25 protein-coding genes and 1 tRNA gene are annotated in these 23,756 nt (G+C 36.4%); 21 read left to right on the top strand and 5 right to left on the bottom strand.

Annotated elements, in window-relative coordinates:
• Nucleotides 1-100 precede the first annotated feature (100 nt).
• Nucleotides 101-454 carry a bacteriocin immunity protein gene (locus CP357_RS06140; RefSeq protein WP_087175953.1) on the bottom strand — a complete coding sequence of 118 codons (354 nt, stop codon included), beginning with the start codon at nt 452-454 and terminating at the stop codon, nt 101-103.
• Between the two features lie 5 nt (nt 455-459).
• Nucleotides 460-1,224, bottom strand: a complete 765-nt coding sequence (locus tag CP357_RS06135) for a DeoR/GlpR family DNA-binding transcription regulator (protein ID WP_056945571.1) — start codon at nt 1,222-1,224, stop codon at nt 460-462.
• Between the two features lie 296 nt (nt 1,225-1,520).
• On the opposite strand from CP357_RS06135, the gene CP357_RS06130 reads away from it, so the two are divergent.
• The 8 genes from CP357_RS06130 to CP357_RS10530 all read left to right on the top strand — a co-directional run bounded on the left by CP357_RS06130 (nt 1,521) and on the right by CP357_RS10530 (nt 8,922).
• Entirely contained in the window at nt 1,521-3,917 is a 2,397-nt protein-coding gene (locus CP357_RS06130; protein ID WP_098036823.1) for a phosphoketolase family protein, read from the top strand.
• A gap of 63 nt (nt 3,918-3,980) precedes the next feature.
• Nucleotides 3,981-4,829: a patatin family protein gene (locus CP357_RS06125; RefSeq protein ID WP_098036822.1), complete on the top strand. Its 849-nt coding sequence runs from the start codon at nt 3,981-3,983 to the stop codon at nt 4,827-4,829.
• Nucleotides 4,830-5,165: 336 nt separating this feature from the next.
• Nucleotides 5,166-5,639, top strand: a complete 474-nt coding sequence (locus CP357_RS06120; RefSeq protein ID WP_098036821.1) for a CPBP family intramembrane glutamic endopeptidase — start codon at nt 5,166-5,168, stop codon at nt 5,637-5,639.
• Between the two features lie 384 nt (nt 5,640-6,023).
• The gene (locus tag CP357_RS10540; protein ID WP_233187220.1) at nt 6,024-6,659 is read left to right on the top strand and encodes a hypothetical protein; all 636 of its coding nucleotides are present in this window, start codon (nt 6,024-6,026) and stop codon (nt 6,657-6,659) included.
• Nucleotides 6,660-6,731: 72 nt separating this feature from the next.
• The gene (locus CP357_RS10535; protein WP_233186971.1) at nt 6,732-6,893 is read left to right on the top strand and encodes a hypothetical protein; all 162 of its coding nucleotides are present in this window, start codon (nt 6,732-6,734) and stop codon (nt 6,891-6,893) included.
• A gap of 8 nt (nt 6,894-6,901) precedes the next feature.
• Nucleotides 6,902-7,684, top strand: a complete 783-nt coding sequence (locus CP357_RS06110; protein WP_087175931.1) for a LytTR family DNA-binding domain-containing protein — start codon at nt 6,902-6,904, stop codon at nt 7,682-7,684.
• Nucleotides 7,685-7,766: 82 nt separating this feature from the next.
• Nucleotides 7,767-8,747: a CPBP family intramembrane metalloprotease gene (locus CP357_RS06105; RefSeq protein ID WP_233187219.1), complete on the top strand. Its 981-nt coding sequence runs from the start codon at nt 7,767-7,769 to the stop codon at nt 8,745-8,747.
• On the top strand, nt 8,644-8,922 hold the full coding sequence (locus CP357_RS10530) for a CPBP family intramembrane glutamic endopeptidase (RefSeq protein WP_233185842.1): 279 nt from the start codon (nt 8,644-8,646) through the stop codon (nt 8,920-8,922). Before CP357_RS06105 ends, CP357_RS10530 begins: the two co-directional genes overlap by 104 nt.
• Nucleotides 8,923-8,972: 50 nt before the next feature.
• Here the strand turns inward: CP357_RS10530 and CP357_RS06100 are convergent, their stop codons facing one another.
• Nucleotides 8,973-9,779: a Cof-type HAD-IIB family hydrolase gene (locus CP357_RS06100; RefSeq protein ID WP_087175932.1), complete on the bottom strand. Its 807-nt coding sequence runs from the start codon at nt 9,777-9,779 to the stop codon at nt 8,973-8,975.
• Nucleotides 9,780-10,303: 524 nt separating this feature from the next.
• Between CP357_RS06100 and CP357_RS06095 the strand changes: the two genes are divergently transcribed.
• The 8 genes from CP357_RS06095 (at nt 10,304) to hpt (ending at nt 17,294) form a co-directional block, all read left to right on the top strand.
• Nucleotides 10,304-12,184 (top strand): alpha-glucoside-specific PTS transporter subunit IIBC, encoded by a 1,881-nt coding sequence (locus CP357_RS06095; protein WP_087175933.1) that lies wholly within the window; start codon nt 10,304-10,306, stop codon nt 12,182-12,184.
• Between the two features lie 61 nt (nt 12,185-12,245).
• The gene (locus tag CP357_RS06090) at nt 12,246-13,055 is read left to right on the top strand and encodes a MurR/RpiR family transcriptional regulator (protein ID WP_025005453.1); all 810 of its coding nucleotides are present in this window, start codon (nt 12,246-12,248) and stop codon (nt 13,053-13,055) included.
• Nucleotides 13,042-13,539: a hypothetical protein gene (locus CP357_RS06085; protein WP_025005454.1), complete on the top strand. Its 498-nt coding sequence runs from the start codon at nt 13,042-13,044 to the stop codon at nt 13,537-13,539. Before CP357_RS06090 ends, CP357_RS06085 begins: the two co-directional genes overlap by 14 nt.
• Nucleotides 13,540-13,558: 19 nt before the next feature.
• Complete coding sequence (locus CP357_RS06080; protein WP_025005455.1) at nt 13,559-14,041, top strand: PTS glucose transporter subunit IIA; 483 nt, start codon at nt 13,559-13,561, stop codon at nt 14,039-14,041.
• A gap of 126 nt (nt 14,042-14,167) precedes the next feature.
• Nucleotides 14,168-14,434 carry a hypothetical protein gene (locus CP357_RS06075; RefSeq protein WP_025005456.1) on the top strand — a complete coding sequence of 89 codons (267 nt, stop codon included), beginning with the start codon at nt 14,168-14,170 and terminating at the stop codon, nt 14,432-14,434.
• A 73-nt stretch (nt 14,435-14,507) separates the two neighbouring features.
• A complete protein-coding gene (locus tag CP357_RS06070; RefSeq protein ID WP_087235416.1) occupies nt 14,508-15,164 on the top strand; it encodes a nitroreductase in 657 nt (218 codons plus the stop codon).
• A 91-nt stretch (nt 15,165-15,255) separates the two neighbouring features.
• Nucleotides 15,256-16,617: a hemolysin family protein gene (locus tag CP357_RS06065; protein ID WP_025005458.1), complete on the top strand. Its 1,362-nt coding sequence runs from the start codon at nt 15,256-15,258 to the stop codon at nt 16,615-16,617.
• Nucleotides 16,618-16,724: 107 nt separating this feature from the next.
• Complete coding sequence (gene hpt, locus CP357_RS06060) at nt 16,725-17,294, top strand: hypoxanthine phosphoribosyltransferase (protein WP_025005459.1); 570 nt, start codon at nt 16,725-16,727, stop codon at nt 17,292-17,294.
• Nucleotides 17,295-17,311: 17 nt separating this feature from the next.
• On the opposite strand, the gene CP357_RS06055 is transcribed toward hpt, so the two are convergent.
• Nucleotides 17,312-18,622: an APC family permease gene (locus CP357_RS06055; protein ID WP_025005460.1), complete on the bottom strand. Its 1,311-nt coding sequence runs from the start codon at nt 18,620-18,622 to the stop codon at nt 17,312-17,314.
• A gap of 109 nt (nt 18,623-18,731) precedes the next feature.
• Here CP357_RS06055 and CP357_RS06050 point away from each other — a divergent pair, with 109 nt between their 5' ends.
• The 4 genes from CP357_RS06050 to CP357_RS06035 all read left to right on the top strand — a co-directional run bounded on the left by CP357_RS06050 (nt 18,732) and on the right by CP357_RS06035 (nt 22,120).
• Nucleotides 18,732-19,436, top strand: a complete 705-nt coding sequence (locus tag CP357_RS06050) for a GH25 family lysozyme (RefSeq protein ID WP_087175937.1) — start codon at nt 18,732-18,734, stop codon at nt 19,434-19,436.
• Nucleotides 19,436-20,671 (top strand): DEAD/DEAH box helicase, encoded by a 1,236-nt coding sequence (locus CP357_RS06045; RefSeq protein WP_087175938.1) that lies wholly within the window; start codon nt 19,436-19,438, stop codon nt 20,669-20,671. The genes CP357_RS06050 and CP357_RS06045 overlap by 1 nt, the downstream gene beginning before the upstream one ends.
• The gene (locus tag CP357_RS06040; RefSeq protein WP_025005463.1) at nt 20,668-21,996 is read left to right on the top strand and encodes a PTS sugar transporter subunit IIC; all 1,329 of its coding nucleotides are present in this window, start codon (nt 20,668-20,670) and stop codon (nt 21,994-21,996) included. Before CP357_RS06045 ends, CP357_RS06040 begins: the two co-directional genes overlap by 4 nt.
• 51 nt (nt 21,997-22,047) lie before the next feature.
• Nucleotides 22,048-22,120: transfer RNA gene (locus tag CP357_RS06035), tRNA-Arg, on the top strand.
• A gap of 43 nt (nt 22,121-22,163) precedes the next feature.
• On the opposite strand, the gene CP357_RS06030 is transcribed toward CP357_RS06035, so the two are convergent.
• Nucleotides 22,164-22,352, bottom strand: a complete 189-nt coding sequence (locus CP357_RS06030; RefSeq protein WP_025005464.1) for a hypothetical protein — start codon at nt 22,350-22,352, stop codon at nt 22,164-22,166.
• Between the two features lie 107 nt (nt 22,353-22,459).
• Here CP357_RS06030 and wecB point away from each other — a divergent pair, with 107 nt between their 5' ends.
• On the top strand, nt 22,460-23,602 hold the full coding sequence (wecB, locus tag CP357_RS06025; RefSeq protein WP_098036820.1) for a non-hydrolyzing UDP-N-acetylglucosamine 2-epimerase: 1,143 nt from the start codon (nt 22,460-22,462) through the stop codon (nt 23,600-23,602).
• The last annotated feature ends 154 nt before the right edge of the window (nt 23,603-23,756 follow it).

The following is a 23,756-nucleotide window of genomic DNA, read 5'->3' as shown; positions in this document are numbered from 1 at the left end:
GAAGAATTTCATCGTTCTTTTTTCATGGCCTAGGATTTAGTTTTTTCCCAGACACTTTTGGATTTCATTTTTTTGATCTAGAGCAGATACACTGTTCACTTTAGATCTTAACAAATTGTTCTGCTGAATCAATTGGACTTAAATAAACGTAAGAAAGATTTAAATATTTTGTTTTTTCTATTAAGTTTTTCATTATTTTTTCTTGATCAGGGGTTAAATGTAAATGATTCAATGCTACCTTGGCTTGAATATACATTACTAACTTACTTGTATATTCAAGTGGATGGTCATTACTATCGAATTTGTTAATAACCAGTCCAATAGCATCGCGAATAGGACGATAGCGTCCAATATTCATTTCATTATAAATATTGCTGAAAAAACTATTATAGAAATTTTTTAAATCTTGATAGACCTCTTTGGTATCTGAGTTATGTTTAAAAATGCCGAACATCATAATCACTCCTTTAAAACCGGTAGGATTTGTGTTTTAGGATTAAACCAACTTCTCTGCTCATTGGTTAAAGGAGTATCTGTTATTAAGACATCCACCTTGTCCAATGGAGCAGACATATATGGAGAAGATGAATCGTTAGTGAATTTATATTTTTCTGCTACTAAAACAACTTGATTAGCGCGTGCAATTGCCGTACGTACAACTTCTGCGTCTTCCATTTTTGGCGCATATACACCATCTGGTCTAATACGAGAAGCGCCAATGAAAGCTGTATTGAAATGAATCTTACAAATTGTTTCAAGAGCGACTTTTGAGTAAATGTAGCGCTGCGACTTGTTGATTAATCCGCCTAGCAATCTAACAGAAGGGACTTCGGTTGTTAACATGCTTAAAGCATTGTCGATTGAATTAGTAACTACTTGCATATCGATACCGTTAAGCATGGGACAAAGTTGTTTTAGAATTGTTGAAGAACCAATAAAATCACATTGACCAGGATGAACGAATCGTTTAGCTTTTTTTGCCATTTTCAATTTAATTGGTGATTGAACTTCATTTCTAGTTAAAAAATCAGGTACGCTATTTTGATTGACCTCCATCAGCCCGCCGTGTACTCGGATTGCCTGTCCAGTTGTCGTTAAATGAATTACATCACGACGTGCAGTATCAAAAGATACATTAAAATGTTGGGCAATTATTCTAGTTGAAAGCTGATGTTTTTCTTTCAATAGCTTTTTGATTTGAATTAATCGTTCTTCTTGAGTCATTTTTCTCTCTCCATGAATTAGTCTAGCATTTTTACAGGTAGCCGTATTTGTTTGATCAGCATTTTGCATTTATTTATCAGTACTTTTAAGTATATCAAAACATAAACACTTATATTTCATTATAAAAAACTGATTAGTTCAAGGATAGGGCTATTCTGATTTAAATCTAAAGACTTATTTAAATTGGTAGGATCCAATTATAAAAATGATTGATTTTTCATCAATAATTGGTATGATATAGGTATAAAGAAAAGGATTACAAAACAGAGCGCTTAAACTTGCTCAAAGGAGGAAAAATGACGAATTACGATTCAAAAGAATACTTAAAGAGCGTCGATGCTTACTGGCGTGCTGCAAATTACTTATCTGTTGGACAACTCTTCTTAATGAAGAATCCATTGTTAAAGCATAAGTTGGTTGCTGAAGACGTAAAGCCAAAGCCTATTGGTCACTGGGGTACTATTGCTCCACAAAACTTTATTTATGCACACTTGAACCGTGTACTTAAGAAATATGACTTGGATATGTTCTACATTGAAGGCTCAGGTCACGGTGGCCAAGTAATGGTTTCAAACTCATACCTTGATGGTTCATATACTGAACGTTATCCAGAAATTACCCAAGATGAAAAAGGTATGGCTAAATTATTCAAGCGTTTCAGTTTCCCAGGCGGTGTTGCTTCTCACGCTGCTCCTGAAACTCCAGGTTCAATCCATGAAGGTGGGGAATTAGGATACGCTTTATCTCACGGTGTTGGTGCAGTTTTAGATAATCCAGATGTAATTGCTGCTGTTGAAATCGGTGACGGTGAAGCTGAAACTGGCCCGCTTGCAGCAAGTTGGTTCAGTGACAAGTTCATCAACCCAATTAAAGATGGTGCTGTTTTACCGATCCTTCAAATCAATGGCTTCAAGATTTCTAACCCAACTATCGTTTCACGCATGAGTGATGAAGAATTAACCGAATACTTCCGTGGTATGGGTTGGGATCCACACTTTGTTTCAGTATTTAAGGGTGGCCGTTTCGATGGTGAAAAGGATCCAATGCAAGTCCACGAAGAAATGGCTAAGACCATGGACGAAGTAATCGAAGAAATCAAGGCCATTCAAAAGCATGCTCGTGAAAATAACGATGCAAGTTTGCCACACTGGCCATTGATCATCTTCCAATGCCCAAAGGGTTGGACTGGTCCAAAGAAGGATCTTGATGGTAACCCAATTGAAAACTCATTTAGAGCACACCAAATTCCAATTCCTGTCTCACAAGGTGATATGAAGCATGCCGACATGTTGACTGATTGGCTTGAAAGCTACAAGCCTGAAGAATTATTCAACGAAGATGGTTCACCTAAGGAAATTGTTACTGAAAACACTGCTGAAGGCGACCACCGTATGGCAATGAACCCAATCACTAATGGTGGTAAGGATCCTAAGCGCTTGAACTTGCCAGACTACCGCGACTTTGCTCTTAAGTTTGACAAGCCAGGTTCAATGGAAGCTCAAGACATGGTTGAATGGGCTAAATACTTAGATGAAGTTGCTAAGCTTAACCCAACCACTTTCCGCGGCTTTGGTCCTGATGAATCTAAGTCAAACCGTTTGTTCCAACTTTTGGATAACCAAAAGCGTCAATGGGAACCAGAAATCCACGAACCAAATGATGAAAACATGGCTCCAAGTGGTCGTGTGATCGATTCACAATTATCAGAACACCAAGATGAAGGCTTCCTTGAAGGCTACGTATTAACTGGTCGTCATGGCTTTTTCGCAACTTACGAAGCATTTGGTCGTGTAGTAGACTCAATGCTTACACAACACATGAAGTGGCTTAGAAAAGCTAAGGAACAATACTGGCGTCATGATTACCCATCACTTAACTTTGTTGCTACCTCAACTGTGTTCCAACAAGACCACAACGGTTACACTCACCAAGATCCAGGTATTTTGACTCACTTATACGAAAAGAATCGTCCAGATTTGATTCATGAATACTTGCCATCAGATACTAACACTTTGCTTGCTGTTGGTGACAGGGCCTTTAAGGATCGTGAATGCATCAACGTTTTGGTAACTTCAAAGCAACCTCGTCCGCAATGGTTCTCAATTGAAGAAGCTCAAAAGTTGGTTGACAAGGGCTTAGGCTACATTGACTGGGCTTCAACTGATAAGGGTGCAAAGCCAGATGTTGTCTTTGCTTCAACTGAAACTGAACCAACTATCGAAACTTTGGCAGCCATTGACATTTTGCACGACAAGTTCCCAGATCTTAAGATCCGTTACATCAACGTTGTCGACGTGATGAAGTTAATGTCACCAAAGGACAACAAGAATGCTATTTCTGATGAAGAATTTGACCGCTTATTCCCAAAGGATGTTCCAGTAATCTTTGCATGGCATGGCTACAAGAGCATGATGCAATCAATCTGGTTCGACCGTAAGCGTTACAACGTTCACATCCACTGCTACGAAGAAAATGGTGACATTACCACTCCATTTGACATGCGTGTCTTGAATCACCTTGACAGATTCGACCTTGCAAAGGACGCTGTTGAAGGCGTTGCTAAGTTAAAGGGTAAGAACGCTGACTTCATTAGTCACATGGATGATTTACTTGAAAAGCACCACCAATACATTCGTGATAATGGTAAGGATATGCCAGAAGTTACCGAATGGAAATGGAAGGGCTTGAAGTAATTTCTAAATAAGAATAAATTAGACCTATGTCGAAAAACATAGGTCTTTTTTGTAGGGGTAGATATGAAATCAGGTTTAGTACTAGAAGGCGGAGCCATGCGTGGACTTTTCACCGCGGGTGTGCTCGATATCTTAATGGAAAATAATATAAGTTTTGATAGTGCAATTGGCGTTTCGGCGGGTGCAGCGTTTGGCGTTAATATGAAGTCAGAGCAGATCGGACGAGTATTGCGTTATAATCTGCGTTTTACGGGTAAGCCGTATTACGCTAGTTGGAAGTCATGGCGCAGATCAGGTAATTTATATGCCGCTAACTTTTGTTATCACGTTTTACCAGATAAGTTAGATGTGTTTGATAAAAAGACTTTTATGGCTAATCCAATGGACTTTTGGTGCGTGGCAACGGATGCCGCAACAGGTGAGCCGGTTTACCATAAGTTGAGGGATGCGGGGTATGTAGATTTAGAATGGATCAGAGCATCATCATCCATTCCATTTTTTGCCCATCCTGTAGCTATTGGCGGTCATTATTACTTTGATGGCGGCGTTTCAGACTCGATTCCATATGGCTTTTTGAAGAAAAATAATTTTGATAAAAAGATCGTGATTACAACGCAGCCTAAGGAGTACAGAAAGAAGCAAAGCAAGCTTTTTCCGGTTGAAAGGGTATTATTGCGTGAGTATCCAGCTGTGCTTGATAAATTGGCTACAAGAGCGGAAGACTATAACGCCGTGTTAGATAATATTGAAGCGGATGAAAATACTGGAGAAACTTTCGTCATTAGACCGCCAGAGGCATTAAATATTGGAACGCTTGAGCAAGACAAGAATGAAATTAAGCGTGTCTATTATGTGGGACGGCAAGAGGCAGAAAAAGTTTTGCCAGGCTTAATTAATTATTTGAATAATTAGAAATAGGGAAATGAATTAGCTTTAAGCAGCTATGTAGATTTAGATGATAAGAATGCAAGGAAAAGAAATAGCTGGAAGATGCTAGTCAGCTTTGTGGTGTTAACGGTAATATATGCGTTATGGCCGCTAGTATCGCATTTATCAAGGCTCTGGTATATCAAGGATTTATTGATAATTGTATTAACCCTAGTTTTAGCATCGTTATTGCTGCATTTGTGTCGTACCACTAAAGTATTACAAACAAGAATGCAGTCTGGAAAAGCACAAAAAATCTAGAGCTGGATTTTATTGATAGTGGGTGTGCCATATATCATTTCGATTCTGCTGGCGCCTATTATGCAAATTACTCATATGGCGATCAATAAAATTATTTCGATGTTTGTGATAGCGTTGATGGCAGGGGTAATCGAAGAATTGCTGTTTCGCGGCTTGCTTTTTAATAGCTTATTAAGCTTCTTTTATCACAACAAGAATCGGTTATTGATAGCTGGGTTGATCAGTTCAATCTTATTTGGCTGTATGCACTTAATTAACTTAACGCACCAACCGTTACAATCTACTGTTGGCCAAGTCATCTTCGCTTTTACTACCGGAATAATTTTGATATATTTGCGCTTATTATCGAATAATATCGTTTGGTGTATGGTATTACACTTCTTCATCGACTTTAAACCTGTGATTCTTACTTCTAATACAGGCTCGCATAACATTTCACTTGTCAAAGTCTTCTTAGCAGTTTTGCCATTAATGATCTTGGCAATAATTTGTCTTTGGTTGTTTAATCGGCATTATGTGCAAACAAATAAATAGAATTAATAATCACTATCATTTCGGTAGTGATTATTTTTTGCCCAAATTTGATTGAAAAATAACCGAATTTGAATCAGTACAATTATACCTTTGCAAATAATGCTAAAGTGAAGAGTAATAAATAGTAGGAGGAAAAGGGAAATAAATATTTCATCATACGATCTAGGTTATTACACAGGAGCGGTAGTTCTTGTAGTACTAGAGCTAATACTTTTTTACGCTATTACTAATGTCAAATTTAAAAAGCGAGATTTAATATTTGCATTGGTCGTTTTTATTTGCAATCAAGTAATTGCAGAGTATATCCCAGAATGAAGCAATATTATCAGTCCTGTTACAACTATTGCTCTTTATTACTGTTACTTTTACAAACGAGCAGGTAAGTTGTTAACTGTTGCAGCAATTACCTTAATTCACTCGGTTTTAATCTTAACTTATTTAATGAGCAATTATGTTTTTTCCTATTTGCCAATAATTTTTGCTTTCTTGTTTTATCCGGTAGTTTTAACTATTTTGTATCTAATTTTGAAAAAATGGCGTTATCAGATTCATCAATTTTTAACTAATGAAAATCGCCGGATTGCTGACTGGCTAGTAGTCTATCTTTATGCTTGCGCATTAATTGTCAATATTATGCGAGTGCCAGAAATCAAATTACCAGCTGAAATTTTTGGGATTTTGATCATGGGAATGCAGTCTCTATTTATTGTGGCGGTCTATATTGCAAGTGTACAGCTACAGAAAAAATTGTTAAAAAAGCAGGAACAGCGCAACTTTAAGCTCTATTTACATGATTTAGAAGATAGTGAAGATCGTTTGCGCAGATTTAAGCATGATTATTTGAATTTACTAGCAACGATGCGGACAGTAGCTGTGAATAATCATGATCAAAAATTAGTTCAAGAATTGGCACAATATACGGAAAAACAGATTAATGATGAAAATAGTTGGCATTTTAAAAATTTGAATCACTTACATAATGATGCACTTAAAAGTTTGGTTGTGAATAAACTAGCCTAAGCTAATGAATTAGGAATCAAGTATTCTTTTGAATGCGAAAAAGAGATTAAAGTTTTACCTAAAAACGTGAAATTGTTTGATTTAGTGCGGATTATTGGCATCGCCTTTGATAATGCTATTGAAGAAAGCGAGCAATTAGCTAATGTTCAAGCAATAAATGATCAATATGACAACATGTTTATTGAATATAGTGAAAAAGATAATTGGTTTAATTTTACTATGGTAATTGACTAGGAATAGAAATGAAATATAAAGTGATTATTTGTGATGATGATCTTGCGCAAGCAAGTAATTTAGCTTTGAAATTGGGAATTGCGGCAATGATGCAGCCCGAAGAGGTTGAACTTGAAATCGGTACGACCGCTCAAAATGCAAATGAGGTCTTGAGCTATCTAAATGAACATCCCTTAGACGGCGGAATCTATTTTTTAGATATTGAATTAGGCGATAACCAGGACGATATAAACGGTGTGGATCTAGCTGAAGAAATTAAAAAGTTAGATCAGCGAGCACAAATTGTTTTTGTAACTGCTTATGACGAATACATGGAGTTGACCTATCAACGGCGTATCGGGTCGATTGACTATATCAACAAAAGTAATTCTGATTTGCAGCAGCGATTGAATGAGACGGTACGGGATGCTGTAAATAATTTAGCTAAGGCTAATTTTAGCAAGAAGATGACGTTTTCTTATCGTTTAGGCAGGATCATTCGCAACGTTAATATTGATGATATCTATTATATTTCAACAACCAGGGCACCACACAAGCTGTGTTTGGTGCGTAATGATGGCACTGCCGAGTTTGCAGGCGATATTAAGAACATTGATCAGCAAAATGAGTTTTTAAAGAAAGTATCACAATCATATTTGGTAAATCCGAAAAATATTGCACAAATCAATTTAAAGAAAAATGAGATTGGCTTTCCTAATGGGGATGTAATCAAGTTTTCTCGTCGCTTTACCTATGTGATGAAAGGTATGATAAACACTTATAATTTGAAACAAAATAGTTACCGAATTTGACTAAAAATTAACCGGATTTGAAGTTATATTTCTGCCTTTACTAGAAAGCTAGATAATAATCTTGAGATAAAGGAGAAAGAAAATGAACTTAAGAAAGTGGAATATTTACTTCAGATGGGAAATAGCTATCGTCATCCTGCTTTGGTGGGGGATGGCAATTTTCAATATTGTTAAAGTACATCTAGCTACAGCAGGACTATGTATTGTGGTTAGTATTTTACCAGTGCTGGTTTTAGCTTTTAATTGGTTAAAAAAGAAGTCAGCAGTCACTCGCTGGTTAGCAATTATAATCATGCCTGCAATTTTATCAGTGACGTGGTACATACTTTTTCACAATATTTTGTGTTATGTCAGTTTTAAATTGGGCATTATCGTTTTATTTGGACTTATTTTGCTAGTAATGGACTTACCAGTCGCAGTGGTAGCGACAGGGCAAGTGCAAAATTGGTTTGGCCGCTTAATTGCAGCTTGCTACTTTGACATGGTGCTCTTGTCATCGACAGCGATTGAATTAAAGCCGCAAGGGATTAACGTCTTGATTTCTTCCGGTTTGATGGCTGGAGTAGCTGCATTTTTAGCAGCAATGCTGATTGCAAAATGTTGGGGCTTTAGCTTCAATCCTGATTTAAAATGGCAGAAGTCTAGTAACTGGTCGAATGTGACATTTATCTTATTACTTCTATTCTGTATTGTCTTTGCCTTCTGGGCAGAGTTTTGCGAAAAAGGAAATAATCTAGTAGAGATCTTATTCAAACCAGATTTTGGTCCGTTGAAACCAACTTGGGCATCGTTTTGTAGAGCCTTAGAAGCAGGTGTCTTTGAAGAAACCAACCGCTATTTGACGATCTTAGCTTTGATAGTTGGCTTTGCTAACAGTAAATATCGAGTTCAGATCACTGTGATTGTTAGTGCGGTTGTCTTTGGCTTGTTGCATTTTACTAATTTAGGCGGTCAGGATTTTGCGGCGACCAATCTATGCCGCAGCGTTGGGCTTAGTTCTAGCTATCCTATATTTATATACTGGCAAATTGTGGTTACCGATGCTGTATCACTTTGGCGTTGATTTTTTGAATTATGCAGTTAATGGTGGAATTAAAGCGCAGGTTTGGTCAGGCACTCTTAGTGATGGGGTCAGCTCGCTTGTTTCAATTGTAGTTCCAGTAGCTATTGCGATTTGGATTATGACGGGCAAGAGAAAATTAGTCATAGATGAAAATATTGAGCGCTTGTTAGGCTAGAATAATATAAAAAAACAGGATTTAGCATATGCTAAGTCCTGTTTTTTCGTTTATAAGAATTTTTCAAAAGCCGTACTAATACCATCTTCATCATTTGAAGCAGTAACATAATCAGCGTGTTCTTTAGCGACTGGACTGCCGTTACCCATGCAGACCGCTGTTCCTGCAAATTCAAACATCGTTAAGTCGTTACGCTCATCACCAATTGCCATTACTTCATCTGGCTTAATTCCTAATTTTTCAGTTAATTCCTTTAAGCCGTTACCTTTGCTGACGCCAGGATGCAATAATTCAAGAAAACATGAATCAGCGCGAACTACATATAAATCCTTTTCAAATTCTTGGCTAATTTTTTCTTCCCATTGATCAATTAATTGTTCTTTGCCTACAAAGCATCCCTTAGCTATTTCAAAATCAGCAGGCAATTCATCCGGCTGGCGAATATATAATGTAGCAGAATTTTCGTAAGCTTGTGTGTAGATCATCAAATCAACGTCATGATCTCCAGTAATGATCTTTGAATCAGGAGATACGACATTGAATGGAATGTGATGTTTCTTACCGAAATCGTACATTTTGCGATAAAACTTGTTTGAAACCAAATCTTCAGTCATAACTTGACCATCTGCAGTTATAGTAATTGCACCATTTAGAGTGATTGCATATTGATCAGGCCCAACTATGCCTAATTCATCCATAAAATGTTTTAAACCTGCGATAGGACGACCAGAGCATAATGCGACTTTAATTCCTTGATCTAATGCTTTTTTAACTGCTTCTTTCGTGCTAGGTAAGATTTTACCGTTTGAATCAAGCAAAGTTCCATCTGTATCTAATGCAATAAATTTAATTGCCATAAAGAGCTCCTTATTTTTGGTAATCGCTTTCATTATACCTAAACATGAAGCGTATGAAAATGAAATATTTTGCATACATTTAATATATATATAAATAATAAAATAAACAGCATATTTCTTGACACACTAAATTGGCATGTAAACTTTTTACTTGAACATACGCTATAAAAGGCACAAAAATATTTCATTTGATTAAATATGCTAAAAAAATATCTGAAATATATTTCAGGCGATGAAATATTATTTTAATACCTTGAAACAGCTTTTCAGCTTTTTTAAAAGCGCTTACACAAAAGAAAAACTATGGTATAAATAAGAATGTAAGCTAGCTGCTGAGATAGAGATAAATCTGAATTTGATATCACTTAGATTTTCTATCTTAATCAATTATCTAGAGGAGAAATATTTAGATAAGATCTAGTTGTATGAGCACCTTGCAACTAGTTAGATTTGGTGAAATAGATTAGGTGTAATACAAGAAACAATTGATTTAGTTTGATTCTTTCTTTCAGGGGTAAATTATTATGATGCAAAAGTTTCAGCGGTTTGGGGCCGCAATGTTCGTCCCAGTTATGCTGTTCTCGTTTGCGGGTATTGTTGTAGCTCTAGGAAGCTTATTCAATAACCCAACTCTGTTTGGCTCAATTGCTAATCCAGGGACGGCATGGAACTCAGTTTGGGACACAATTTCAGCTGGTGGTTGGACAGTCTTCAACCAAGAGGGTATTTTGTTTACTGTAGGTTTGCCTATCGGTTTAGCTAATAAGGCTAGAGGTAGAGCAGCCATGGAAGCAGTTATTGCTTACTTGACTTACAACTACTTCATCGGTGCAATGCTTACCCACTGGGGTGCAGCATTTGGCATTCCTAACTTTGACAAGATTCAAATTGTTGCTAACGCTACTAACCACGGTTTAACTAACATTGCTGGTATCAAGACTCTTGACACTAGTATCTTAGGTGCCTTGGTTGTTGCTTTGATCGTTGTATGGTTACACAACAAGTACTTCGACAAGAAGTTGCCTGACTGGCTTGGTACTTTCCAAGGTTCAACTTATGTCTACGCTTTAGCATTCTTTGTAATGATTCCTTTAGCACTCATTACTTGCTGGGGCTGGCCAAAAGTTCAATTGGGTATCACCAGCATGCAACACTTCATCGTAGATAGTGGATTTATCGGTGTTTGGATTTACCAATTCTTGAACCGTGTATTGATTCCTACTGGTCTTCACCACTTGGTATACATTCCATTCCAATTCGGTCCAGCCGTTGTTGCCGGCGGTTTGCAACCATACTGGTTGAAACACCTTGCTGAATACGCTGCAAGTACTAAACCACTTTCACAAATCGCTTCAGTTGAAGGATTCCAACTTTACGGTAACGAAAAGGTATTCTTAGTACCATTTATCTGTCTTGCCTTCTACGCAACTGCTAAGAAGAACAAGAAGAAGCAAACTTCAGCTTTGCTTATCCCAGCTGCTTTAACCTCAGTATTAGCTGGTATTACTGAACCTATCGACTTTACTTACTTGTTCGCAGCTCCTGTACTTTGGGTAATTTACTCAGTATTGTCAGCTACTATGAACACTGTAATGTGGGCCTTTGGTTTAAGAGGTTTCATGTCAGACGGTGCCATTGGTATTGCATCAATGAACTGGTTACCACTTTGGGAAAACCACTGGCATACATATGTAATGCAATTTATCGTTGGTATTATCTTCGGTATTATTACTTACTTCGTATTTAAGATCATGATTGAGAAGTTTAACTACATCACTCCAGGTCGTGAAGCTGATGATGAAGACGTTAAACTTATCAACAAGAAAGAATACAAGCAAAAGATGGCTGCTAAAGCAGCAGGTAAGGATGCAAACGACCCTTACATCGCAAGAGCTACTGCATACCTTGACTTATTAGGTGGTGCTTCAAACATTACTGAATTGTCATCATGTGCTACTAGATTACGTGTATCTGTTGCTGATCCAAGCAAGGTTGCTCCAGACTCACAATTTAAGGCCAACAAGGCCGTTAACGTTGTTCACCACGGTAAAGCATTACAAGTTATTGTTGGTCTTGACGTTCCTCAAGTTTTGGACGAAATGACTCAATTGATGCAACAAAGCGGCAGTGACGCTAAGGTTTCAACTGAACAAGATAATCCATACATTGAGAGAGCTACAGGTATCGTTGACCTTCTTGGTGGTGGCGAAAACATTAAGGATGTAATTGCTTGCTCAACTAGAGTAAGAACTCACGTCTTTGACACTAAGAAAGTTGCTCCAGATTCTGAATTCAAGAAGATCGCAGATTCATATGAAGTTCAACACAAGGACAACAACGAAATTGACATTGTTGTTGGATTGGATGCCGATCAAGTTGTTGATCAGATGAAACAATTATTATAACTGTAAGCGCTTGTGGTATTATTAATATATAAATTATATATTGATAAGGACACAGGTAAATATGGCAAATTTAAGATCGATGGTCTATGAAAATAGTAATAAACTAAACGATTCTGAAAAACAGATAATTCAATTTGTTTTAAATAATCCGAAAGACTGTAGTAAGTTAAGCCTTGCAAGATTAGCGAAGAAGCTCTATGTATCTGAATCAGCAATATTTCGTTTATGTAAAAAGTTAGGCTTAACTGGCTACAGCGAATTGAAATTTGATTTAGCAGAATTGGCTGAATCAAAGCAAAAGCCAATCAAAATTGAAAATAATTTTGCAAGAGAACTCAGTCGAGTAAATGATGACGTTTTGAAGTATTTTAAGCAACGTGATTTTGATAGCTTATATCATGATCTAGACGATGCTAGTACAGTCTACATCTATTCAACTGGTTGGCAGCAGGAGCTGATTGCACAGTATCTAGCTCACGAACTATTTATAGTTGGCAAGCATGCAACAGTTTTACCGTCAGCTCTTGATGAATTAAAGGCGGTTAGCCGCTTTGCTAAAAAAGGCGATATCTTATTCGTAATTTCATTTACGGGTGATAATGAGACAATTAATGAGGAAATTACCAAGCTTGAATTGGTAAATGATAAATTTAGATATGTTTCATTTACTAATATGAAACAGAATAAATTAGCTTCAATTGTTCAGCATAATATTTATTTCCCAACAATTGCCTTTACTGATGATGCCGATTATAAGAGTGGCAAAGTAGCCTTTACTCCAGCATATTATTTGATTGATTTGCTTGTTAGTGAATATGTGGCTTGGCAACAGAGCCAAGGAGAGGATGTAGAAGTCAATGTGGGCAATTAGTAAACAAAAAGTTGAAAACTTTTTTGATCGAATGACCAGAAGCATGAATTTGGATACTAAAAAGATTCTTACTTGGTATTCGTACATCCTATTCATTGCTCCGCTGTTATTCTGGGCATTGATAGCGTTACGTAGCGGTGCGTCGGATCAATCGATCAAAATGATCGTTATTAAGCAGCCAGCTGTGGCAATCGTTACTATTATTGCAATCGTTGACTTTGTTCTCGGCTACTATTTGTTGCTAAATAAAAAGCAATTTTTGATTAATCGACAAACTTATCGCTTTTTGATGGTAAGTCAACTCATTGGTCAAATTTTGGTTGGCAACTTGCTCTGTGGTGTTTTAGCCATCTTGGGAATGTATAAAGCCAAAACTTTAAAAAAGACACAAGATAATATTAGTCCAGTAGTAATTGCTATCTCACTGGTAGCGGCCGTTTTATCGGTACTATGCTTTATGTTGATATTGTTACTTGAATTTTAGAAATCTAGAGGTTTAAATTATGTTTAATTTCTTTAAGAAGAATAAAGGTATGGAAGTAGATGCAGTGGTTGATGGCGACATTATGCCAATTACTGATGTAAAAGATGATGTTTTCTCAACCAAGATGCTGGGTGATGGTTTTGCAATTAAACCACAAGATAATCAAATTTATGCACCAGTTGACGGTACTATTTCTACACTCTTTCCAACTAAACACGCCATTGGAATCAAGACAAATAATGGATTAGAAATCTTAATTCACTTAGGTCTTGATACAGTTGAATTAAAAGGTGCTCCATTTACAGTTAGTGTTAACCAAGGCGATAAAGTTGAAAAGGGTCAGCCTTTAGCCACAATGGATTTCCAAATGATCACTGACAAAGGCTACGATGACAGTTGTATCGTAGTTTATACCAACATGGATCTTGTAAAGTCAGTTACTCCAATTGAAAAGGGTGCTGTTAAGCATTCCCAAAAAGTACAAACTATTGAATTTAATTAGTCATTTTCCCTCTCTCAAATAAAATCTTAATAAGACTAATAAAAAAGTAGTTTTAAATCCTAGCTTCTAAGGTGAAGCTAGGATTTTTTTGTTAAGATAGAAGCAGAGAAAAGATGAGGAGAAATAATGAAAAGATATCGACCAAATACAAAAGCGGTGCTTATAGGAATTATTTTGATGCTGATTGGAATTTTGTGTTGGGTAATTAAAGCCTCGTTTATTCCTAAAGGAGCATTATATTTATTTCCGGTTGGTTTGTTACTAATCTGTGTAGGCGGATTAGAGCTGACCATTACTGCTTTTATAGCTATGAGGAAAAATGATTTAGCAATGAGTGCCCACTTAAAAGAAATTGAAGCTCAAAGAAAAAAAGCTGAGGGCAAAAAAGAGTAAAGATAACCTAGACCGGTTAAACTATAATATGCATGAATGAAACAGAGTAATTTTTTAGAAGGGTAGAATAACAATGGATTTTAAAGAAGTTTTTCAAAAAGAACATGTAACTCGGAAATTTACTAATAGAAAAGTTCCTGAAAATGCGATTGCCGAAATAATTAAAAAGGCACAACAATCACCATCATTGCTTAATTCACAGCCTTGGAGAGCATATGTGTTAGTAGGGGATGCCTTAGAGAAATTTAAACAAGCTTCAATTGAAAATAATGATAATGATATTAAGCCAGATGAAGATTTTGCTTCAATGTTGTCACTTGATTGGGATGTTTTCCCAAGTAGAAACATGGTTACTATGGGTGCATCTCAAAGTTTCTTCTTTAGAAACAAGTTGCAATTATTTTCACATGCTAACAAAACAATGTTTAATGCCCCAGCTATTATTTTCTTAACAGTACCTAAGAAATCACCAGCTTGGTCAGTATTTGATTTGGGTATTTTTGCACAGAGTATCATGCTTTTAGCTATTAACCGCGGATTGGGGATTATGCCAGCTCACTCAATGGTTTCTTATCCAGATCTTGTTAGAAAATACGCTAAGATTCCTGAAGATGAAGCAGTCGGTATGGCTATTGCAATCGGTTATATCGATAAAAATGCGGAAATTAATGATCCGAAATTTATTCCAGCACGTGTGCATTTTGACAAAATTTATAAGTTAACAAAATAAACCAATTTCACTTGTGCAAAACTGAACTATTATAGTTAATAAATGGTAAAATAGGTTTTAGTAATTAAGTTATAAAAAAGGTGATAATGCTTTGAGTCCAGCTCAGATCGCAACTAATTTAGTTGCAACTTTGTTAATTTTTGTTGTTGCTGCATTCTTTGTTGCTGCAGAGTTTGCTTTAGTACAAACCAGACCTAGTAAACTTGAAGATATGCTGGCTAAGGGTCAGGGCAATAAAAAGAAACTACAACGTGCGCTTCACATGACGCATAATTTGAATGAGTATCTTTCAACCACGCAAGTAGGTACTACTCTTGTCGGAGTAGTTTTAGGTTGGTTCTCAGCTGATACATTTGCTGTTATTTTAGCGGATGCATTTCATTTAACTCCAATGAATGAATCGCTTATTAAGTCAGTGAGTGCGATTTTGGGTGTGATTCTTTTAACCTATTTGGAAGTTGTATTAACTGAAGTCGTTCCTAAGAATATTGCTATTGATAAACCTGTAGAGATGATGATGGCAATTGTTACACCACTTCACATTTTCCACACGGTTGTTTATCCATTTGTATGGCTGCTTAATACTAGTTCTAATGGAATTCTGAAATTAATGGGTTTTGCCCCAGCTGATGAAGAAAATGAGGTTTATTCTCAATCCGAAATTATTAAGTTGTCACGTAATGCGGTGCATGGTGGTTCGCTTGATAAAGAAGACCTTACATACATGGAACGGGCCTTCGAATTAAACGATAAAGTAGCTAAAGATATCATGACTGATAGAACACGTTTATCAGTCCTTGATTCTACTGATATTATCGAATATGCCCTTAAAAAATACTTAGAAGAGGGTTACAGCCGTTTTCCAGTAGTTAGGGATAATGATAAGGATGATGTAGTAGGATATGTCTATGCTTACGATATTGTCCAACAAAGCCAAGTTGATAGCAGTGTTCCAGTAACTAGAATTATCAGAACAATCATTACTGTTCCTGAATCAATGCCAATTCAATATATTTTGCACTTGATGATTTCTAAGCACACTCCAATTGTTTTGGTTGTTGATGAATACGGTGGTACAAGTGGTATTGTTACTGATAAGGATATTTACGAAGAGCTCTTTGGTTCTGTAAAAGATGAAATTGATGATGTTTCTGATGATTACATCATCAAAGATAAAGAAGGTAATGTCCATGTTTCTGGTAAGACTACTTTGTATGACTTTGAACGTTACTTCCATATAGATCTGAAGGCATTTCAAGATAGTGACATCATTACTATTGGTGGTTATATGATGGAACATTATCCTAACCTTAAGAAGGGTGAAACGATTGAACTAGAAGGTTATAAATTTACGCTTGATAGTATTGAGCAAGGATTTATGCGTTGGTTTATCGTGGCTCCAATTAATGCTAAAGGTAAAGCCAAAGAAAAAACAGAAAATAGTAAGAAATAGAAACTATTCAGAAGAAGCGTCATTTAAGACGCTTTTTTTGTACAAAGATGTTATAATTTCTTAATAATAAGAGTTTTAAACATAAATTGGATTGAGGGGTAGGTAAATTGGTTAAAGCCGACAATATCAACGATATTATTGATCATAAATTATTTTCTGAAGATGACATTCATGAAATGTGTGTCCGTTTAGGTAAGCAACTAACTGAAGATTATGCAGGTAAGAAGCCATTAGTGGTTGGTGCTTTAAAGGGTGCTATTTATTTCTTAACGGATTTGACTCGTCAGATGGATGTCGCTCATCAATTAGATTTTATCGATGTTTCTAGTTACGGTGATGGTTTTGAATCGACTGGTAAGGTCAAGATTGTGACAGATTTAGCCACAGATGTTAAAGATCGTGACGTCTTGATTGTGGAAGATATTGTCGATACTGGTTTGACCTTGAAGTTTATGAAGGATTTAATCAAAAAACGTGGTGCGAAGAGCGTTAAGTGTTGTGCAATGCTTAATAAGGAAGCTCGCAGAAATGTTGACGTTGACCTTGAATACTACGGTTCAAAAGTTGGTAATGAATTTGTAGTAGGTTATGGTTTGGACTTCTTGAACATGTACAGAAACATCCCTTATGTTGGAGTATTAAAGCCTGAAGTTATTCAAAAATATGTGAATAAATAAAAAATAAGGAAGAACCGTTAAAGTTCTTCCTTATTTTGTTTTTGCATATAAAAGTAGATTGGCAAGCCCAATAAAGTTAATCCGATTCCGATGATTGATAAAATGAATTGATTAATAATAGTGGAAACTACGATAAAGATACCACCTAGGATTGAAATGATTGGAATAATTGGGTACCACGGAACTTTAAATGGCCGCCGTAATTCGGGTTCACGTTTTCTTAAAATAATGACGGCAATAGCTAACATGGTATTAAAGGTCCACATGACGAAAACCAGCATATCTGTCAAGACTGTGAAGTTACCCAGTAAAATCATCACGATTGCAATTGCATCTACAATCAATGCTCCCATGACCGGCACGCCAGTGTGAATGTTAGCTTTACCAATTTTATTTGAAAATGGTAAAAGATTATCTTGAGCCAGAATATATGGTGTACGCATCCCCGTTAACATGAAGGCATTAACTGCACCGTAAACGGAGATCAGAATACCTATAGTCACTAATTTACCGCCGAATTGACCGAATAATTTCATCGAAGCCTCAAAGGCAGCATTATTATTGTTTACTAAGTCATGAATTGGCAAGACCGTTAAAAAAGTATAATTTATTAAAACATAAATTAAAGTAATGGCAGACAAACCCAAAATGATTGCACGGGATAAATCTTTCTCAGGATTTTTGACCTCATTGGCCAAGTTGGTGACAACGATCCAACCTTCAAAAGCAAAAAGGGCAGATAGTAATCCTTGACTGATGGCATTAGGAAAAGAAATATTATTTCCAACTGTTAATGGAAAGATGGGAGCTGCAATTTTATTTTGATTGAAGAATCCCCAAATGATAATCAAAACAATTGGAATCACTTTTAAGATGGTGATAACTGACTGCATTTTGCTGGAAAATTTTGTGCCAATTAGGTTAATAGCTAGTAAAAATAATACAAGAAAGATTGCTATTAGATTGGCATATTTGGCATTAATGCCAAATAGTGAAACAAATTGAACACCAAAAATCGAGCTCAATGCTCCAATTTGTGCGGGGAAATAAACAATCATTTGTGCCCAGCCAAATAAAAAGCCCCAGACGCGGCCATAGGTATAATCCAAATATTTAATCGCACCATTAATTTTTAAGCTCGCTGCAATTTCAGAAATTGTTAGTCCCGACGCAATCGAAATTATTCCGGCTAATATCCATACAAAAATTGTGGTTGAACTACTGCCAGTTTGGGCCGTAATTGTTCCAATTTTAAAGAAAACTCCGGCTCCGATAACTGAACCAATTACTGTGGCGAGAGCTTGTCCAAAAGAAATTTGTCTTTTCACATTTTCACCATCCTTAAAAAAGTTAATATATAAATTATTTTAGCACATGAAATATCAAGGGTTGGTATGATTCGCATTTTTGGTTAAAATATTAGCGGGAGGAAAAGTCATGAAAAGGTATCATCATAAATATACTTTACCTGCAATCTTGACTTTATTAATTTTAGCAATTGCATTTCTTTTGATTGGCTTTTTTAATTTTAAAAAGCAAACAACACTGCCACCGGATTCTAATTCTAGTCCGATCGGGATCGAACTGAATCAGGACATAGATTATGTAGATCTGCATAAGTTACAGTCTAATGGCATTTCATTTGTCTATTTGAAGGCAACACAAGGCAGATCTTATTTTGATGAAAATTATTTATCCTATCGAGATCAAATTTTGGGTACACAGCTCGCTTTTGGTAGTGAAATCTCATATAGTAATGAATCAACTGCCTTGCAGCATTATCGTTACTTTTTTAACCAAGTAGGGAATAATACAGGCAGCTTACCTATTTTAATTATTCCGGTAGCCGGACTTAGCAAAAAGTATTTGAAATCAATGAGTAAATTTACCCAGATGTTGCAGCAACGAGGTAAAACGGTAATGGTGGAGCTTGATCAAAAGTATCGCCATTACTTTGATTCAGCAACGTTATTTATGTCGACGGATAAAAAAGCGCCCAATAAATTAAAGTATTCATTTTGGCGTTATACAACTAACGGACGCGTAAAGGATGTTTCTGGCTTAGAAAAAGGCATTACAATGTACGCGTATAACGGAACCGTTAGTCAATATAAACAGAAGTATGGACAATTAACACAATAATGTATCAAGAAAAAATAAAACAAATATTGCTCAAAGAGCATAAAACCGAACCAACAATAATTCAAAAACAAACATACGATGCAATCAAAAATGGAGCTAGCTTAATAGGCTTAGCTAAAACGGGAACAGGCAAGACTTTAGCTTACGCTTTGCCTAGCTTAGAAAGAACGGAAAAAGGTAAAGCTAATAGCGTAGTTATCTTGGCTCCGACTACCGAATTAGCTGTTCAAATTCGGCATGCCATTAATCCTTACTTGCATGCATTAGATGTAAAGGGTGCAACCTTAGTAGGGGCTGGTAATAGAAAGAGACAAGAAGATAATTTAAAGAAAAAACATCCTGAGGTAATTGTAGCTACTCCAGGAAGATTCTTTGATTTCTTTTCTAGTGGTCGGATTAAGGTAGCTCAAATTAAAACTTTGATTATCGATGAAGCAGATGATATTTTGGAATTTGCTAAATTAGAGCTATTGTCTGCATTAGGTCAAAATTTAGGTTCAGATAGTCAAATTTTGCTTTTTGGTGCTACTGATTCAGAGATTACTAGAGATGCAGAAGAATTATTTGCACGTAATTTTCTTTTAGTTGATGTGCGGAATCAGCAGAGTTCAACTACCAAGCATTATTTTTTGCAAGTTGATAATCAACATAAGATTGAATTTTTACAAAGAATGACCAAATTAGATCATTTTAAAGGTATTCTTTTCTTTGATTCTAATGAGACCATGATGCGTTTTGCCGGTATTTTTGGTCATACCAAGACTAAGTTCGAATTATTAGCCAATGAATTTGGTAAGCAGCGTCGTGAAAAGGCCTTAAATGATCTTGCTACAGGAAAAACAAAGTTGCTTTTGGCAACGGATCTTGCTGCGCGTGGTTTGGATATTCCAGGTGTGACCTACGTTATCAATTTTGATATTCCAAGTGAACAAAATACTTATTTGCATAGAGCAGGTAGAACTGGAAGAATGAATGCCACTGGTTATGTGGTCACTTTAGGCGATGATCATGATTTTCGTGATCTGAAGAAACTTTTAGCCGATCAATTGCAGATAGAGCGAGTTTACTTTGCTGGGTATCATTTGACTACTGCTAAACCTAAGAAAAAGAAAGAAAAGAAGCAAGAAGCTGCTGCAGAAGTTAAGCAGGTAGTTAAGAAAAAACAGAAAAAGCACAAGAAACGTAATAAGAAAAATAAGGGATATCATCCACATTATCTGAAGGTGAAAAAATGAATCGATTAGTTAGATGGCTGGAAGATTATGTATTGCCGCTAGCTAATCGTTTAGGACAGATAAGATGGTTAGTTGCGCTAAGGGATGCTTTTGTTTCTTTGATGCCAATCACTATTGCTGGATCGCTAGCTGTTTTGATTAAAAGCTTAGTTGAAGCTGCTAAAGTTCATTTAGGTTGGAATGCATTCGCTTTTGCAATGCAGCCTTTTGTGTCCATTAGCAATTTGGTGTGGCGAGGGACCTTTTCTCTTTTTGCATTTTTCTTTGCGTTGGCATTAGGATACCAGTTAGCTAAAGCTTTTGAAGGAAATAGGTTAGCGGCGGCTATTGTTTCGCTTTCATCCTTTGCTTTAAGTATCGCCAGTTTTGCAAAAATTAAATTTCATGGCGATAGTATTTTGATTAGGGATGCTTTTGATATCAGCCAATTTTCAACAACAGGATTATTTACTGCGATTTTATTTGGCTCGGCTGGGTTCTTTATTTATTGGGCCTGTTATAAAGCAAGAATTATGATTCATTTATCAGCTAATTTGCCACATGCTGAACAAGCGGCCTTTGACTCGATGATTCCTGCGATAATTGCGATCTTTAGTGTCGGTGGAATTAACTATGTATTTCAAGTTCTGACCGGGCAGTATTTTGGTGATTGGCTATTAACCAGTATTCAAATGCCATTGGTTAAATGGGGCCAGGGCTTTGGTACAGTGTTGTTAGTAACAATGTTGGTGCAGGTATTTTGGTTTTTCGGAATCAACGGCTTGGGAGTTTTATCACCAATTTTAGATTCAATCTGGCTAACCGCCCAAAATAGCAATATTACGGCTGTACGTAATGGACATGTTTCACCATATCTTTGGGGCCGTGGATCTTTTGATGTTTTTGCCTGGTTTGGTGGTGCCGGTGGTACATTAATGTTAATCGTTGCAATTTTAATGTTCTCTAAACGCAGTGATTATCGTACGGTAGCTAAAATTGCGCTTGCACCAGGTATTTTCAATATTGGAGAACCAATCTTATTGGGATTGCCTGTTGTTTTAAATCCAGTTTATTTAATTCCATTTGTATTAGCGCCAATAGTTAATGTTGCGTTTTCGTATTGGGTGAGCGTGATGGGGTTAGTCAATCCGGTACAAGTGGCGGTGCCAAGTATTATGCCGCCGATTATTGGTCCTTTTTTAGCCTGCAATTATGACTGGCGTGCGATTGTTTTAAGCATCGTCGATATGTTGATATCTTTAGCAATTTGGACACCTTTTGTTATTGCGGCAGATAAAATTGCAGATACCAATAATCCTAAAACATTTTTTACCACACAATTTTAGAAAAAAAGATTAACTATTACCTTATTTTTTGGTAAAGTTAATCTTAGGTTTGACCCCGTAGTTCATCTGGATAGAACAATGGTCTCCTAAACCGTAGAGGTGAGTTCGAATCTCACCGGGGTCATCAAAAAAGCCATCTGTGATGCAGATGGCTTTTTTTGTAAATATTAACCTAATGGATTGAGCATAATGTAAGTAATCAGGCCCCAGACGATAAAGACGCAGATTAGAGCAGAGTAAAGCAAGCGTCGTCTAAGTTTAGCAGGCTTAGCCTTGTCCAATCCAAATACTAAGCAGAAACTGCCAATGATAATAAATAGAGCCGTAGTAATTAAAAAAATTAAACTAGAATTCATAAATATATCCAACTTTCTGTAAGTACATCTTCAATTAAAACACAGAATTAAGATGCAAGATAGGAATAAATCAGTTATAGTTAAATAAGTTTATCGGAGGGAATTTTATGAAGAAGATTAAAGTAATGACTGTCTTTGGTACAAGACCTGAAGCGATAAAAATGGCACCGCTTGTTTTAAAACTAAAAAAAGATGAGCGCTTTAATGAAGTGACTGTAGTCAGTGCACAACATAGAGAAATGCTAGATCAGGTACTTGATATTTTTAAAATTAAACCTGATTACGACTTTAATATTATGCACAAGAATCAAACTTTGGAAGACATTACTTCGAAAGTTATGATCGATTTGTCAAAGGTTATCAAAGAAGAAAAGCCAGATGTTGTGCTGGTTCACGGTGATACAACGACTAGTTTTGCGGCAGGACTTGCTACCTTTTATCAACAAATTACATTGGGACATGTTGAAGCGGGACTTAGAACTTGGAATAAGTATTCGCCATTTCCTGAAGAAATGAATCGCCAAATGACCGACGATTTGGCTGATTTATATTTTGCTCCAACTGAATTATCTAAGAGCAATTTGATTAAAGAAAATCATAAAGCAGACAATATTTTTGTAACTGGTAATACCGCAATTGATGCATTAGAACAAACTGTGCAAAAAGATTACCATCATGCCGTTATGGATAAAATTACGCCAGGCAACAAGGTGATCTTAGTGACTATGCACAGACGTGAAAATCAAGGCGAACCTATGCGCCGCGTCTTCAAGGTGATGCGTCAGGTAATTGATTCGCATCCTGATGTGGAAATTATTTATCCAGTGCACTTGTCTCCACGTGTGCAAGAAGTTGCTAACGAAGTTTTAGGCGGTGATCCTCGAATTCATTTGATCGAACCGCTTGATGTGGTTGATTTCCACAATTTAGCAAAACGCAGCTACTTTATCATGACTGATTCAGGCGGCGTGCAAGAAGAAGCTCCAAGTTTGGGCAAGCCAGTACTTGTTTTGCGTGATACAACTGAACGTCCCGAAGGCGTGAAGGCTGGTACTTTGAAGCTTGTGGGCACGCAAGTCGACTCAGTTAGAGAGAGTATGCTGGAACTTTTAGAAAATAAAGAAGCATATGACAAGATGGCGAATGCTAAGAATCCATATGGCGACGGTCATGCCAGTGATCGCATTATGGATGCGATTTATTACTATTTCAATAAAGATAAAGTAAAGAAACCAAAAGATTTTGAATAAGAGCAAAACAAAAAGTAGCAAAATTTAGTTCAATGTCATTAAGTTAAGACATTGACAATTAAGGGTGCTTTTTTAGAGATCGAATCATTTGGATTCGATCTCTTTTTTTGTATAAAATAAAGGCGAAAAGACCTGCCTTTTCGCCTATCTTATA

It is taken from the genome of Lactobacillus sp. UMNPBX6 (assembly GCF_002553975.1).
In the GTDB taxonomy this organism is placed as follows: Bacteria; Bacillota; Bacilli; order Lactobacillales; family Lactobacillaceae; genus Lactobacillus; species Lactobacillus gallinarum.
This window is presented reverse-complemented; position numbering and strand designations above follow the sequence as displayed.